General features: G+C 29.9%; 20 protein-coding genes. 1 reads left to right on the top strand and 19 read right to left on the bottom strand.

Annotated elements, in window-relative coordinates; all coding sequences use genetic code 11:
* Window positions 1–167: 167 nt before the first annotated feature.
* Complete coding sequence (locus tag BUB51_RS05935) at window positions 168–728, top strand: tyrosine-type recombinase/integrase (RefSeq protein WP_073196249.1); 561 nt, start codon at window positions 168–170, stop codon at window positions 726–728.
* 468 nt (window positions 729–1,196) lie between these two features.
* Here BUB51_RS05935 and BUB51_RS05930 read toward each other — a convergent pair whose 3' ends face one another.
* From BUB51_RS05930 to rpsK, 19 genes are all read right to left on the bottom strand, one after another.
* Window positions 1,197–1,691, bottom strand: a complete 495-nt coding sequence (locus BUB51_RS05930) for a DNA-deoxyinosine glycosylase (protein WP_073196247.1) — start codon at window positions 1,689–1,691, stop codon at window positions 1,197–1,199.
* 33 nt (window positions 1,692–1,724) lie between these two features.
* Entirely contained in the window at window positions 1,725–2,192 is a 468-nt protein-coding gene (locus BUB51_RS05925; protein WP_073196245.1) for an endolytic transglycosylase MltG, read from the bottom strand.
* A gap of 37 nt (window positions 2,193–2,229) precedes the next feature.
* Window positions 2,230–3,321 (bottom strand): mechanosensitive ion channel family protein, encoded by a 1,092-nt coding sequence (locus BUB51_RS05920; protein ID WP_035164915.1) that lies wholly within the window; start codon window positions 3,319–3,321, stop codon window positions 2,230–2,232.
* Between the two features lie 30 nt (window positions 3,322–3,351).
* Window positions 3,352–4,275 carry a pseudouridine-5'-phosphate glycosidase gene (locus BUB51_RS05915; RefSeq protein WP_073196243.1) on the bottom strand — a complete coding sequence of 308 codons (924 nt, stop codon included), beginning with the start codon at window positions 4,273–4,275 and terminating at the stop codon, window positions 3,352–3,354.
* Between the two features lie 86 nt (window positions 4,276–4,361).
* Window positions 4,362–5,066, bottom strand: coding sequence for an amino acid ABC transporter ATP-binding protein (locus BUB51_RS05910; protein ID WP_073196241.1), 705 nt, complete (start codon window positions 5,064–5,066; stop codon window positions 4,362–4,364).
* 11 nt (window positions 5,067–5,077) lie between these two features.
* Window positions 5,078–5,719 (bottom strand): amino acid ABC transporter permease, encoded by a 642-nt coding sequence (locus BUB51_RS05905; protein WP_073196239.1) that lies wholly within the window; start codon window positions 5,717–5,719, stop codon window positions 5,078–5,080.
* Between the two features lie 14 nt (window positions 5,720–5,733).
* The gene (locus BUB51_RS05900) at window positions 5,734–6,537 is read right to left on the bottom strand and encodes an amino acid ABC transporter substrate-binding protein (protein ID WP_073196237.1); all 804 of its coding nucleotides are present in this window, start codon (window positions 6,535–6,537) and stop codon (window positions 5,734–5,736) included.
* A 116-nt stretch (window positions 6,538–6,653) separates the two neighbouring features.
* Window positions 6,654–7,760 (bottom strand): amidase domain-containing protein, encoded by a 1,107-nt coding sequence (locus BUB51_RS05895; RefSeq protein WP_073196236.1) that lies wholly within the window; start codon window positions 7,758–7,760, stop codon window positions 6,654–6,656.
* Between the two features lie 270 nt (window positions 7,761–8,030).
* Window positions 8,031–8,747, bottom strand: coding sequence for an N-acetylmuramoyl-L-alanine amidase CwlD (cwlD, locus tag BUB51_RS05890; RefSeq protein WP_035162303.1), 717 nt, complete (start codon window positions 8,745–8,747; stop codon window positions 8,031–8,033).
* Window positions 8,748–8,910: 163 nt separating this feature from the next.
* Window positions 8,911–9,303: a 30S ribosomal protein S9 gene (rpsI, locus tag BUB51_RS05885; RefSeq protein WP_073196234.1), complete on the bottom strand. Its 393-nt coding sequence runs from the start codon at window positions 9,301–9,303 to the stop codon at window positions 8,911–8,913.
* A 24-nt stretch (window positions 9,304–9,327) separates the two neighbouring features.
* Window positions 9,328–9,756 (bottom strand): 50S ribosomal protein L13, encoded by a 429-nt coding sequence (gene rplM, locus BUB51_RS05880; protein WP_035162278.1) that lies wholly within the window; start codon window positions 9,754–9,756, stop codon window positions 9,328–9,330.
* 126 nt (window positions 9,757–9,882) lie between these two features.
* On the bottom strand, window positions 9,883–10,617 hold the full coding sequence (gene truA, locus BUB51_RS05875) for a tRNA pseudouridine(38-40) synthase TruA (protein WP_073196232.1): 735 nt from the start codon (window positions 10,615–10,617) through the stop codon (window positions 9,883–9,885).
* A 12-nt stretch (window positions 10,618–10,629) separates the two neighbouring features.
* Entirely contained in the window at window positions 10,630–11,427 is a 798-nt protein-coding gene (locus BUB51_RS05870) for an energy-coupling factor transporter transmembrane component T family protein (protein WP_073196231.1), read from the bottom strand.
* Window positions 11,420–12,283, bottom strand: coding sequence for an energy-coupling factor transporter ATPase (locus tag BUB51_RS05865; protein WP_073196228.1), 864 nt, complete (start codon window positions 12,281–12,283; stop codon window positions 11,420–11,422). Before BUB51_RS05865 ends, BUB51_RS05870 begins: the two co-directional genes overlap by 8 nt.
* On the bottom strand, window positions 12,280–13,098 hold the full coding sequence (locus tag BUB51_RS05860; protein WP_278294224.1) for an energy-coupling factor transporter ATPase: 819 nt from the start codon (window positions 13,096–13,098) through the stop codon (window positions 12,280–12,282). The genes BUB51_RS05865 and BUB51_RS05860 overlap by 4 nt, the downstream gene beginning before the upstream one ends.
* 115 nt (window positions 13,099–13,213) lie before the next feature.
* The gene (gene rplQ / locus BUB51_RS05855; protein ID WP_035162271.1) at window positions 13,214–13,555 is read right to left on the bottom strand and encodes a 50S ribosomal protein L17; all 342 of its coding nucleotides are present in this window, start codon (window positions 13,553–13,555) and stop codon (window positions 13,214–13,216) included.
* Window positions 13,556–13,575: 20 nt separating this feature from the next.
* Window positions 13,576–14,523, bottom strand: coding sequence for a DNA-directed RNA polymerase subunit alpha (locus BUB51_RS05850; protein ID WP_073196223.1), 948 nt, complete (start codon window positions 14,521–14,523; stop codon window positions 13,576–13,578).
* Window positions 14,524–14,587: 64 nt separating this feature from the next.
* Complete coding sequence (rpsD, locus tag BUB51_RS05845) at window positions 14,588–15,211, bottom strand: 30S ribosomal protein S4 (protein ID WP_035162267.1); 624 nt, start codon at window positions 15,209–15,211, stop codon at window positions 14,588–14,590.
* A gap of 26 nt (window positions 15,212–15,237) precedes the next feature.
* A complete protein-coding gene (gene rpsK, locus BUB51_RS05840) occupies window positions 15,238–15,636 on the bottom strand; it encodes a 30S ribosomal protein S11 (RefSeq protein WP_035162266.1) in 399 nt (132 codons plus the stop codon).

Below are 15,636 nucleotides of genomic sequence, written 5' to 3'. Positions count from 1 at the left end.
ATGTAACAATATGCTTAAAATGTTACATATGCAATATTAAACAAATCTTGATTTTAACAGTTTTTAAACAAAATAAAGAAAAATTTTTTAATATTTTTGATTGAATTTTTATGTAACATTTTATAAAATATATTGAAAATCATTACATAACAGAAAGGAGTTCATTTATGACAGTTGAACCAATTAGAGATAAAACTAAAATTAAACAGATGTATCAATATTTAAATGGAAAAGATTTAAAATATGGACTATTATTTAAATTTGGTCTTAATACTGGTTTAAGAATTAGTGATATTTTACCATTAAAAGTAAAGGATATTTTTAATATCAATGGAGAATTTCGAGATTACTTAGTTATAAAAGAAAAGAAAACTGGAAAGGAGAAAAAAATCAAATTAAATAATGCCCTTCGTAAAGCAATTAAAATATATATAAAAAATAAAAATCTTTCTTATGAAGATTACTTTTTTCCAAGTAGCAAAGGCGGCCATATTGGTCGAATACAAGCATATCGTGTTTTAAAAGAAGCAGCAAACGTAATAGGAATCGAAAATTTTGGAACTCATAGTTTGCGTAAAACATGGGGGTATTGGACTTACAAAGTATCCAGATATAATATCGGTCTTATAATGGATACTTTTAATCACAGCTCACAAAAAATAACCCTTCGTTACATCGGAGTAAATCAAGATCAAAAAGATGAATTGTATTCACTTGTACAATTTTAATATAAAATACATTAAAAACACTTCCTGTTTTATATTTCAAAAAGAGGAAGTGTTTCTTTAAAAAACAGTGTAGAATAGGGTAACTTTTTTCACATTTATAAAGGAAAAATGGGATTTATGTCGAATATTTATCGTTGAAGTATAAAGTAACATTTTAAGCATATTGTTACATTATAAATTTTAAAAATTACCAATGTATCTAAAATTTTAATTTGTTCTCTTATTTCACCAAATATTTTTGCAAAAATAAATATATTTATTCATCTGCTATATAAGAATTTATATCTATAATTTCTTCATTTTATCAAGTAATTAAATTTAACTATCAATTAATATTTTCTTTTTTACATATTTCTAAATTTGATATTTTATACATAAAAAAACAGTAAGCTGATTACTTACTGTTTTTTACAAAATAATCACTATTTAATATATATTTCTACCAATTTTTAACTTGACAGCATTTTTCTACTCTTTTAAATATTCTTTTATTTTCATCCAATATTTTAATTTTTCATTAAAAGAAATTGCTCTAGCTGGGCTTGTTGACGGTAACCTAAATAATTGTTTTCCTCTTATAAGCTCTTTATCAACTTTTCTTTTGAAAATTTCTTCTGCCTTTGACCCATTAAAAAATATAAACTTTATATTAGGATATTTTGAAAAAAGCATACCAAAATCATTGATTTCTGGTCTTTTTATATTAGAATCTAAACTTCCTTCTCTGTAACAAGACTTAACTACATCCCATAAGGCTATTTTATGAGTTAATAAAAATCGTACTTTTCTCTCATAGTCTTCTTCAACTTTTTCATCAAACATAGTATATATTATTTTCCAAAACTGATTTCTTGGATGCCCGTAATATTGATTTTTTTCTAATGATTTCACTCCCGGTATTGAACCCAATATTAAAACTTTAGAATTTTCATCAACTATTGGCCCAAAAGAATGTATATGCATATTTTCACCTACTAATCTAAAATAAAATATTTCTTATTTAACTCCTGTAAGTATATCTATTATGGTATTATAATCCATACCTTTTTTTAATTCAAATACTCCATATTTAAAACGTCTCTCGGCTTTCTTTAAAAATACAGCTTTAGCAAATTCATTTTTATCTAATATTACACCTTCTTTAAACAATCTCTCTATAACATTCTCACTAGATTCTCCCTTTTTTATTTCAAATAACACTATATCTTTATCTTTTTCGACTTTAACTTTTTCTTCAACCTTATTTGAGGTATCCTTATTTTCTTCTTTTTTAGACTGATTCTTTTCTATAACCTCTTTTATATCTACCATACCCAATTCTCTTGCTCTTCTTTTTATTTCTTCATCAGTATAGTCTATATATTTCACATTAGGTTTAGATACCATAGCAATACCAGCAGAAATAAACATAGTTCCTGCTAAAAATAATAATATTGGAATTAGCTTTTTATCTAAAGTAGCCATAACTTATCCTCCTGAACAGTTGAATTTTAAATTTCTTTCATTGTTCTGTTTTTAAAGCATTTTCGAAATATATACTTGTACTTGGAAAAGCTACTTCCACTCCTTCTTCTTCTAATATCCTCATTATCTGAAAATTAACATCATGTTTAATATCTAAATATCTTGCCCAATCCGATGTATTAGCAAAAAAATACAGCAAAATATCTAAACTGCTATCATTAAACCCATCAAATTTTACAAATATTGTATCTTTATCTACTCCCGGATGATTTTTTAACATTTTTTCTATTCTATTTATGCATCTTTCTAATTTCTCTCTCGGAGTGCTATATGTAACCCCTAATTTAAAAGTAATACGTCTTATGCCTCTCCTTGAATTATTAATTATTGGCTTTTGGACAAGCATCGAATTTGGAACAGTTACTACCGCTTTATTGAATGTTCTAATTTTAGTACTCCTAAAACTAATATCTTCTACAACCCCTTCTATATCTGATGTTGTTATCCAATCACCTATATCAAATGGTTTATCCATAATAATAACAATTCCACCAAATATGTTTGATAAAAAATCTTTAGCAGCCATAGCAACTGCTAAACCCCCTATACCTAAACCAGCTATGAAACCACTAATATCATAATCAAACTCTTCAGCCACTATTCCCAATGCAATTACTACTGTTATTACTCTCATTATTTTAGAAAAAAAAGGTTTTAATACCTTACTAGTCTTTAAATTGAATTTATCTCCCATTAGTTCGAAAAGTATTGAATATGTTCCTTCTAGATTATAAAACCCCCATGCAATAGTTATTATTATAGAAGAACGAAATGCTCTTGAAATAAATTGTCTAGTTGAAAGACTTAAAGGAAATAGTTTAAGTGCAAAATAACTGCCCAATATAACTATAAATGTTCTTAATGGACTACTAAAGGCTTTAACTAAATCATCATCAACTTCTGACTTCGTTTTACTTGTAAACTTCAAAGCTATTTTCAAAAAATATTTTGTAAAAATATTTCTCATTATTATAGTAAATAAAAATATAAATACAGCTAACAATAATTTTTGAATTGACATATCTAAAACTACCATACCTAGTTCCTTAAATGCCTCTACATAATTCATAAAAACCACCCCTAAAGTTAAACCTTTTGCTTATCTCTTATACAACTTACTTAGTTCGACAGCAACTTTTGAACCAACTACTGCATTATTATAAACTAACTGGATATTAGATTCTAAACTTTTTCCTTCAGTAATCTGTTTTATTTTAGATAGTAAAAACGGTGTTAAGTCTTTTCCTCTTATTCCTCTTTTATTTGCTTCAATAATAGCATCATCTATTACTTTATTTATTATATCGTAATCCATCTCATATTCTTCAGGTATGGGATTACCTATGACTAATCCGCCATTTAACTTTAAATCCCATTTTATCTTAATAATTTCTGCCAATTCATTTACAGAATCTACTCTATAATCAACCCTAAATCCACTTTTTCTAGTATAAAAAGCTGGAAATTCATCTGTCTTATATCCTATCACAGGTACTCCATGAGTTTCTAAATATTCCAAAGTTAAACCTATATCTAATATAGATTTTGCTCCAGCACAAACTACAGCTACATTTGTATTTGCAAGCTCCATAAGATCAGCAGAAATATCAAATGTTTCCTGTGCTCCTCTATGAACTCCCCCTATCCCACCGGTTACAAATACTTTTATGCCTGATAATGCAGAAATTATCATAGTTGAAGCTACTGTTGTAGCTCCATCAAGCTGTTTTGCTATTATAAAAGGTATATCTCTTCTACTTACTTTAAATACATTTTTAGCTTTTCCCATATATTCGATTTCTTCTTCGCTTAAACCTACTTTTAATTTACCTTTTATTATTCCAATAGTTGCAGGAATTGCTCCATTTTCTCTTATTATTCTTTCTACTTTCTTTGCAGTTTCAACATTTTGAGGATAAGGCATGCCATGAGATATTATAGTAGATTCTAATGCAACTACAGGGTCGCCTTTTTCTATTGCTTTTTTCACTTCAGAATTTATTTCTAAATATCTATTAAACATATATTCATCTCCTTTTTTCTGCTTTAATGATATTATATCAAAAATATTTATATACAAAAAACTTCGGGCTTAACCCGAAGTCATATTTATACCATTTTACTCAAAAATGCCTTCACTCTAATATGTTTAGGACTTTCAAAAATTTTATTAGAATCGCCTTTTTCAATAATTTCTCCATTATCCATAAATATTACTCTATCTGAAACTTCTCTCGCAAATTTCATCTCATGTGTAACTATGAGCATAGTCATATGCTGCTTTGCAAGCTCCTTAATTACATTTAATACTTCTCCTACAAGCTCTGGGTCTAAAGCCGAAGTCGGTTCATCAAACAGCATTATTTCAGGTTCCATTGCCAATGCCCTAGCAATTGCAACTCTCTGTTTTTGTCCCCCTGAAAGCTGATATGGATAATAATCTTGTTTATCAAGTAAGCCTACTTTTGAAAGCAGCTCTTTCCCTAATTCTACTGCTTTATTTTTATTAATTTTATTAACTACAATAGGAGCTTCAATAATATTTTCAAGCGCAGTTTTGTGAGGAAATAAATTAAAATTTTGGAATACTATACCTATTTTCTTATATCCTTTTTTAGTAATTGGTATATTATCAACTTCTATATATCCAGAATCTATTTCTTCTAGCTGACTTATACATCTCAAAAGAGTACTCTTTCCGGAACCTGAAGGCCCTATTATCGATATTACTTCTCCTTTATTTACATTAAAAGATATATTTTTTAATACTTTAAGACCTTTAAAGCTCTTATTCACATTAACTACTTTTATCATAATACTCTCTCCTAATCAAATATAGAATATCTGCTTTCTATTCTCCTAAATATAGCTACAATTATAGAACTTATCCCCAAATAAAGTAATGCAGCTATAATAAACGGAGTTATTGAAAAATCCCTCGTAAGTACTTCTTTAGCTGCTCTTAATAAATCACCCATACCTATAGCCGCTACTAATGCGGTATCTTTCACAAGATTTATAGCTTCATTACACGTTGGTGGTATAACTCTCCTTACTGCTTGAGGAATTATAATTCTAGTCATAGTCTGTCTATAATTCATTCCAAGTGATTTAGCCGCCTCAAACTGTCCTCTATCTATCGATTCAATTCCAGCTCTAAATATTTCAGTTAAATATGCTGAATAATTTAATACGAAAGTAAGAGCAGCTGCTGTAAATGGCATCAATGAAACACCTATTACAGGCAGAGCATAATATACAAAAAATAACTGCAAAAGTAAAGGAGTTCCTCTAAATATCCATGTATATATCCCTATTATTTTTGACAGAATACTATATTTTGACATTTTAAATACAGCCAATAAAATTCCTAAAGGCACACAAAATATAGCCGTTATAATATATAAATTGAAAGTAGTTATCGCGCCTTTTAATATAAATCTTGTAACATCTAAAATATATGTCATACTCCACTCTCTCCCTATTTAATAACTATATCTTCACCAAACCACTTCTTTGATATTTCAGCAGCCGTTCCATCCTTTTTCATTTCATCGAGTACTCTATCTAATTCTTCTCTAAATGAAACATCTTCTTTTTTTATTCCAACTGCATATGATTCATCTCCAATATTTTCTTCAAGTATTCTGTATTCATCTTGCCTTTTAGCAATATAATATCTTCCAACTATTTCATCTATAACAACTGCATCAATCCTTTTTGCTTTTAAATCTAGTAAAGCCTCAGTATTATTTGAATATTTCCTTACATTCTTTAAAGTTTCAATTAAGTCCTTATCAGAATTTAAAGCTTGCTCACTGCTGCTCCCAAGTTGAACACCAATTATTTTCCCCTTTAAATCATCTTTACTATTTATATTTGAATCTTTATTAACGATTATAATCTGTCTATTTGAAAGATAAATTTTTGAAAAACTAATCTGCTTTTTCCTCTCTTCTGTTACGGTTAAACCATTCCAAATTAAATCAATATCTTTCTTTTTAAGACTTAATATTACTCCATCCCAATCTACAGGCTTAAATTTAACCTCTACACCCATTCTTTTTGCTGCTTCTTTTGCCATATCTATATCAAATCCTACAATTTCGCCTGACTTGTCCCTAAAACCCATTGGCGGGAAATTATCATCAAGCCCAACAACAAAATATCCCTTTTCTCTGATTTTTTCTAATGATTTATCTTCAGTATTTTTTTGATTGCAGCCCGTAAAAGAGATTAATAATAAAATGAGTGCTGAAACTAATAATACATAATTCTTTTTCATTTGTGTCCCTCCTTATTTTTATGTTGATAATATAAATTATACTTTATCACTTTATAAAAGTAAAGTGTCAAAGTCAAAAAAGTAATATTTTTATTATCTGTAATTTTATGTATATATCAATAATGGACACGAACTAACCAAAATCTTATACCTTTATCACTCCAACCTAAATCCCACGGTACTCTGTATCTATCTATATTATGACAATTTACTAACGGATACCCTTTAGAATCTGCTCCTGCAACAACAGAAATATGAGTTACCTTTCCTTTTTTACCATAGGCTATAAAATCGCCAGGAAGCAATCTATAAGCAGCTTTATAGACTTTTTCATAATTACCATAAGCTATTAACGAACCTCTGCCGCTATAAAGCATATAATCTTTAAATGCATGTGCATTAACCCAAGCTTTGCTACCACCTTTATTATAATTCCATGCATAAGTCTTTTTAAATTTTCCTCCTTCAAACAAAATTTGGGAAGCAAAATTTGCACAATCGCCTCCTCTAGAATTATAATTTATATATTTACTGTTATATCTGTAGCCTGTTTTTCCAGAACCGGCTGCTCCACAGTACTTATCTGCATATTGGACTGCTGATTTTCTCCGTTTACTAATTTTAGATGAATCTCTAGGTTTATGTGATAATATATAATTTTTTATCTCTACTGTCTTAATATCATCTAATTTCAACGAATCTGCAAATGGATCGGTGTACCACTCTCTTGCAATAAACCATTCATCTTCTTCGCCTTTAACAATCTTCACTGAATGATATGTACCTATTATAAATAGATTTATACTACTTTCGTTCCCATAAACATATTTATATTCAGTGGATACCATTAAATTAACATAAACCTCTTGTCCCTTTTCCCTCACCTTTTTAATTATAATTTTGGGATTTATACTTACAAACTCTACTCCCTGCTTATCGGCCCATTTATGTAAATACTTCATTCTTTTAAGCTCATGTTCATAAGCCCATCTACCATATTTTGTAGATGTATCATATAGCATAGAAAGTAGATTCTCATCTTGTTTTAAAATAGCTTGACTTCTTAAGTCAAAAATTTTTTCAATTTCATGAGTAATTTCTTTATTAATGAATATTGGTATATGTCTTAAAAATAAGAATCTAACCGATATTAAGAATATAAATAGTATAATTAATATTAATATAACTTGATATAGTCTCTTCTTTGAAATGATTATAAACATAAATGCAACCCCCGTTATTCCTTCATTTTATAAGATTATATTAAAGTCACTTGTAATTTATCCACTATTTTATCCACATTATCAACAATATCCACATCTAGTAGTGTATAACTTATGTAAACTTATAAATGTTCTATTTACTTTGGTTTGATAATATTCAACTTTACATAATAATTATTTTTCCACAATACCCAATTTATCCACATGTAATTATTAACAATCTATCCACAATGAGTCTTATATCTGCTTCTCGGAACTATCTACATTATTTTATTCATTTTTCACTTCTTTAAAATATCTCATAATACCTATATATATAGCCCATGCTATTTTTTCTTGATATTTACTATCACTTAAAAGTCTTTCTTCATTAGGATTAGAAATAAAACCGCATTCTATTAATACGGAAGGAATGTTAACCTCTCTGATTAAATATATATTGTCTCTATCTTGTGGAACTCTTTTGTTATTTTTATCTAAAACATTCCTTAATTCTTCTTGTAAAATTTCTGCTAACTTCTTACTATCTTCACATCCTTTTTTATAGAATGTTTGAGCTCCGTAATATTTAGACTGCGGAAAACTATTTAAATGAATACTTATAAATATATCTCCTTCACTTTCGTTTACAAATATCTTCCTATTTCTTAAATCCTCATTTTTTTTCTGTCTATAAGTTTTTGATTTTTCTGTATACAACCCTTTATCTTCTTCTCTAGTTAAAATAGCTATCCCACCTGTCTGTTCTATTAATCTTCTTAATTTAAGAGCTATTTCTAAATTAATATCATCTTCTTTTTTCCCGAGTTTACCAACCGCTCCTGGATCAATTCCTCCATGCCCCGGGTCTATAATTATTACTTTATTATTAATAGGTAGATATAGAGACGTTGTTACAAAATTATTTGTATTTAAATAATAAATAAGACTTATTAATATTAAAAAAAATACAATTATCCACTCTTTTTTTATAATTATTACCTTCATAGTATTCCTCCTGTTAATTTTCTCATTTAATAATATTTAAATAAGCTTTGTCTATATTACAATACTTTTACTTAACTAATAACAATTTTCATAATATATTGATAGACCAACTAATTCTAAAAAAAGAGATAAAAAAAACACTGGATAAAAATCCAGTGTTTTTCTATCTTTTTGAGAATTGTGGAGCACGTCTTGCTTTCTTCAATCCGTATTTCTTTCTTTCCTTCATTCTTGGGTCTCTTGTTAACATTCCTGCTTTCTTAAGTATTGGTCTTAATTCTGAATCAGCCTTAAGTAAAGCTCTAGCAATACCATGTCTTATAGCTCCAGCCTGACCAGTAAATCCGCCACCTTCTACTTTTACAATAACATCATATTTTCCTAAAGTATCTGTTATAACTAATGGCTCTCTTACTATAACTTTTAATGTCTCATAATCAAAATAATCATCTATGCTTCTTTTATTTATTATAATATTACCTTCACCAGGTACTAATCTTACTCTAGCAACAGAAGTCTTTCTTCTACCAGTTCCGTAGTATTGCACCTTAGCCACTTACAGTCCTCCTCTCCTTAAGCACTATATTTCGTAAACCTCAGGTTTTTGTGCTTGATGGTTATGTTCTGAACCTCTATAAACTCTTAACTTTTTAATCATCTTTCTTCCTAATCTATTCTTTGGTAACATACCTTTAACAGCTAAGAATACTGCTTTTTCAGGATTTTCAGCCATTAATTTTTTATATGGAACCTCTCTTAAACCGCCAGGATATCCTGTATGATATCTGTAGTATTTTTGCTCTAATTTCTTACCAGTTAAAACTATTTTTTCTGCATTAATGATTATTACATGGTCACCAGTATCAACATGTGGAGTATATATTGGTTTATGCTTTCCTCTTAAGATTTTTGCTACTTCGCTAGCTAATCTACCTAATGTCTTACCTTCCGCATCTATTATATACCATTTTCTTTCTATCTCTTGTGGCTTAGCTAAAAAGCTTTTCAACCTCTTTCCCTCCCTATTTACCAGAATTGCTTTGAGATTTATATGAAAAATCCGGGGCTAGTGGATTTCCATTATTCTCATACTCTATATATTGTAATACAACGAGCCTTGTGTGTCAAGATACTGCTAGTAAAATACTTTATCTAGATACAATCCTTGAGGCTGTGCTGTATGCCCTGCTTCGTTCCTATCTTTTGATTCTATAATTTTAGGTATATCTTGTATTTTTTTCTTGCCGCATCCTACCTCAATTAAAGTTCCTACTATAATTCTTACCATATTATATAAAAACCCATTTCCTTTAACTTTTAACTCAATTAAATCTCCATTTTCAATTATTTCTAAATTGTAAATAGTTCTAATTGTATCTTCCACACAACTTTTAGACGACATAAACGCTCTAAAATCATAAGTTCCAATAAAAAACTTAGCACCTTCTCTAATCTTATATAAATCTAAAGTATAAGGTACATGATATGAATAATCTCTCAAAAGAGGACTTCTTGTTTTGCTATTATAAACTAGATATCTATATTGTTTTCCTTTTGCAGAATATCTTGCATGAAAACTTTCATCTACTTGGGTAGATTCTTTTATAGATATATCAAAAGGTAATACACTATTTAATGCAAATTTAAATTTATCTGCAGGAATTCTAGAATTAGTATGAAAATTTGCTACCTGTCCTCTTGCATGTACCCCTCTATCAGTTCTACCAGAACCTATTAATTTTACATCTTCTTTTGTTATTTTTTTTATTGCATTTTCAATTTCCTCTTGAATGGTTCTCAATTCAGGCTGTTTTTGCCATCCAAAATAGCGAGTTCCATCATACTCAATAATCAATTTTATGTTCCTCATTGAACATACCACCTACAAATATCTATATAATAATATTATTACAAACAAGATAAGCATTATACTCATAGCTATAAAGTCTCTCGTGTTTAATATTAACTGCTTCATTCGCGTCCTATTTTCTCCACCTCTATAACATCTTGCCTCCATAGCCATAGCTAACTCATCTGCTCTTCTAAAAGCACTTATGAATAATGGAACTAATAACGGAACTAAACTTTTAGCCCTATTTAAAACGTTTCCACTTTCAAAATCTGCACCTCTAGCCATTTGAGCCTTCATAATTTTTTCTGCTTCTTCAAGTAGAGTAGGAATAAATCTTAATGCTATAGTCATCATCATTGCTAATTCATGAGCTGGAACTCCTATTTTTTTAAATGGATTTAACAATTTCTCTATACCATCTGTTAATGATATTGGAGAAGTTGTCAGTGTAAGTAATGATGTACCTACTATTAAAAAAATTAATCTAAATGCCATAAATGATGCTTTATTTAAACCTTCTATTGTAACATCTAATGGACCTATTTCAAAAACCACTTGTCCCCTAGTCATAAACAAATTCAATAAAAATGTGATTATAATAATAGGAAGTAGAGGTTTTAACCCTTTTAATATGTATTTTACCGGGATTTTAGACATTGAAATAACCATTATAATAAACCCTAATACAAATAAATACGGTAAAAATTTATCTATGAAAAATAATGCTATAATAAATAGAAACGTTATTATTATTTTTATCCTAGGGTCTAGTTTATGAATAACTGTATTTCCAGGATAATATTGACCTATAGTAATGTCTTTAATCATAATTATTTCCCCTTATAGCTCTTAGAATTTCTTCTTTAGCCTCATCTACCGTTATTACATCGTCTCTAATATTTACCCATTTTTTCTTTAGAGCTTTCATAAAATATGTTATTTGAGGTATTCCTAATCCCAATCTCTCAAGTTCTTCAGATTTACTAAAAATCTCCCTAGGCGTTCCATTCATCACTATTTTACCTCTATACATAACTATTAATCTATCAACCAATTTAGCTATATCTTCCATACTATGCGAAACAAGTATTATCGTAATCTTATATTTTTCATGTAATCTTTTTATTTGACCTAATATTTCATCTCTACCTTTTGGATCTAATCCAGCTGTCGGTTCATCTAGTATTAAAATCTCTGGCTTCATAGCAAGTATTCCCGCTATTGCAACTCTTCTTTTCTGCCCCCCACTTAACTCAAATGGAGATCTATCTTTTAAAACCTCATAATTTAATCCAACCATTTCCATCGACTCTTTAACTCTTTTCTCTATCTCCTCTTCAGATAAACCTAGATTTTTAGGCCCAAAAGCTATATCCTTTGCTACCGTTTCTTCAAAAAGCTGATATTCAGCATACTGAAATACTAAACCTACCTTCTGTCTAATTTCTTTTAGACTTACATCTTTTGATGTTATGTCTAAACCATTAATGAAAATTTTACCTGATGTAGGCTTCAAAAGACCATTAAGGTGTTGAATAAAAGTAGATTTACCAGAACCCGTATGTCCAATTAATCCTATAAACTCTCCCTTATCAATTTCTAAATTGATATTGTCTAAAGCCTTTGTCTCAAATGGACTTTTTGGATTATAAATATGAGTTAGATTTTTTATAACAATACTCATAGTACACTCACCAATTCCTCAACTGTTAGTATATCATTAGGTATATCAATACCTTCTTTTCTAAGTTTATAAGCCAATTCAGTTACTTGCGGCACATCTAGGCCCATTTTCTTCAATTTTTCAACTTGACTAAATATTTCTTTAGGAGCACCCTCCATTATAATCTGTCCTGCTTCCATAATGATTATCCTATCTGCTAAAACAGCTTCATCCATATAATGCGTTATGTGTATAATAGTTTTCCTTTCTTTTTCATTAAGCCTCTTTATTGTATTCATAACCTCTTTTCTACCAGATGGATCAAGCATAGCTGTCGGTTCGTCTAAAATTATACATTCGGGTTTCATGGCTAATACACCCGCTATAGCTATTCTCTGTTTTTGTCCACCTGAAAGCAAGTGTGGTGCATATTCTTTATATTCCAACATTTCAACTGCAGCTAAAGCCTCATCTACTCTTTTTCTTATTTCTTTTGGTTCTATCCCTTGATTTTCAGGTCCAAACGCTACATCCTCTTCTACTATGGTTGCAACAATTTGATTATCTGGATTTTGAAATACCATCCCAGCGGTCTGCCTAATATCCCAAATTTTATTCATATCAGTCGTATCAATTCCATTCACATAAACTTTCCCTTTAAATGGTAGTAAAAGTGCATTCATTAATTTAGCAAGAGTAGACTTACCTGAACCGTTGTGCCCTAAAATTACAACAAATTCACCTTTATATATTTCCAAATTGATATTCTTTACTGCTGCTATACGTTCCTCTTCATTATTGGTATACTCATATGTTACATTATCCATTTTAACCATTATTTCTTTCATATCTATCCCCACTCATGTAAACTAAATAGAATCTCTGATCTAAATAAATTATTATAAGAAAACAGGGACTAAGTTAATTCGGCAACTTAATCCCCTATACTATTTATACTAATTCTATTATTACCATTTCTGAACCATCGCCTCTACGAGGTCCAATTTTTAATATTCTTGTATAACCACCATTTCTTTCAGCATACTTAGGTGCTATTTCATCAAATAATGTTTTAACAACAGTTTCATCATATACAAATGCTAAAACTTGACGTCTAGCATGTAAGTCTCCTCTTTTAGCAAGAGTTATCATCTTTTCAGCTAATCTTCTTGTTTCTTTTGCTCTAGCTTCTGTTGTTTCTATTTTCCCATTTTTCAATAGGCTAGTTACTAAATTTCTTAACATTGCTTTTCTATGGTCAGTTCTGCGACCTAACTTTCTTAATTTTGCCATCCCTCTTCCCTCCTTACTTCTTAGTCATCACTCTTCTTTAGACTCAATCCGAGTTCTGCTAATTTACGTTGAACTTCTTCAAGGGATTTTTTACCAAGATTTCTAACCTTCATCATGTCTTCTTCTGTTTTCTTAGTTAATTCATCTACTGTATTAATACCCGCTCTTTTTAAGCAGTTATATGATCTAACTGATAAATCTAGCTCTTCTATTGTCATCTCTAATACTTTTTCTTTTTTGTCTTCTTCCTTTTCGACCATAATTTCAACGTCATTTACATGGTCAGTCAGAGTAATAAATAAGTTTAGATGTTCACTCATAATTTTAGCACCTAATGAAGTAGCTTCATCCGGCTTAATGCTGCCATCTGTCCAAACTTCCAAAATTAATTTATCATAATCGGTAATCTGACCAACCCTTGTATTTTCAACTTTGAAATTTACTTTTCTAACAGGAGTAAAAATCGAATCAATAGGTATTACCCCTATTGTATGATTCTCTTTTTTATTTTTCTCTGCTGGAACATATCCGCGCCCTTTAGCCATTTCTAGTTCCATATAAAGTTTTCCATCTTCATCAAGCGTAGCTATGTGTAAATCCTTATTTAATATTTCAACTTCTGGCCCTGTAATAATATCTCCTGCTGTTACTTCTCCTTGACCTTCTGCTTCTATTCTTAATGTTACCGGTTCATTAGTATGCATTACAGCTGCTAAACTCTTCAAGTTTAATATTATCTCAGTAACATCCTCAACTACTCCAGGAATAGTAGAAAATTCATGTAATACTCCCTGAATCTTTATTGATGTAACAGCCGCACCTGGTAAAGATGAAAGTAATATTCTTCTAAGTGAATTGCCTAAAGTAGTTCCGTATCCTCTCTCTAAAGGCTCTACTACAAACTTACCATAGGTATTATCTTCGCTCATTTCAACAATTTCAATTCTTGGCTTTTCTATTTCAATCATATACTAATAACCCTCCCTATAAGCTTTTTTGTGGTACTGAGGGCAACTGATTCTAATCTATCCATTACTTAGAGTATAACTCAACGATTAAGTGTTCTTCGATTGGTAATTCTATATCTTCTCTTGAAGGCTCTCCAATAACCTTACCTTCCATTTTTTCTGCTGTAAATTGTAACCATTTTGGTACTCTTCCTTGATGATTTTCAATTAATTCTTTAAACTTAACTGATGATCTACTCTTTTCTTTTACTGCAATAACATCGCCTACAGAAACCAGATATGAAGGAATATCTACTTTCTTACCATTAACAGTAAAGTGTCCATGAGTAACTAATTGTCTAGCTTCTGCTCTAGTTGAAGCTAATCCTAATCTATATACAGCATTGTCTAATCTCATTTCTAATATTTTTAATAGGTTTTCACCTGTAATACCCTTCATTTTATCTGCCATTTCGAAGTATTTTCTCATTTGTTTTTCTGATATTCCATAATATCTACGAACTTTTTGCTTTTCTCTTAATTGGATACCATAGTTTGATAATTTTCTTCTAGATTTGCCGTGCTGTCCTGGAGCATAGTTTCTTCTATCAATTGCACACTTATCTGTATAACATCTATCTCCTTTTAGATAAAGTTTAAGTCCTTCTCTACGACAAAGTCTGCAAACTGGACCTGTATATCTCGCCATTTTCTACACCTCCTATATCTATATAATTATACTCTTCTACGTTTAGGTGGTCTACAACCGTTATGTGGAATTGGAGTAACATCTTTTATAAGACTAACCTCTAATCCAGCAGCTTGTAATGATCTTATTGCTGCCTCTCTACCTGCTCCTGGACCTTTAACGTATACTTCTACAGTTTTTAATCCATGTTCCATAGCTTTTTTAGCAGCAGTTTCAGCAGCCATTTGAGCAGCAAATGGAGTTGATTTTCTTGAACCTTTAAATCCAAGCTGACCTGCGCTAGCCCAAGCAATAGTATTACCTTGAGTATCAGTTAAAGTAACTATTGTATTATTAAATGTTGACTTAATATGAGCCTGACCTCTTTCGATATTCTTTCTATCTCTTCTTTTAACGCGAGATCTTCTATTTTTTTTAGCTACCAC

The sequence above is a fragment of the Caloranaerobacter azorensis DSM 13643 genome (genome assembly GCF_900129995.1).
GTDB lineage: Bacteria > Bacillota > Clostridia > Tissierellales > Thermohalobacteraceae > Caloranaerobacter > Caloranaerobacter azorensis.
The sequence above is the reverse complement of the archived record's forward strand: the minus strand, read 5'-3'. Positions and strand labels throughout refer to the sequence as shown.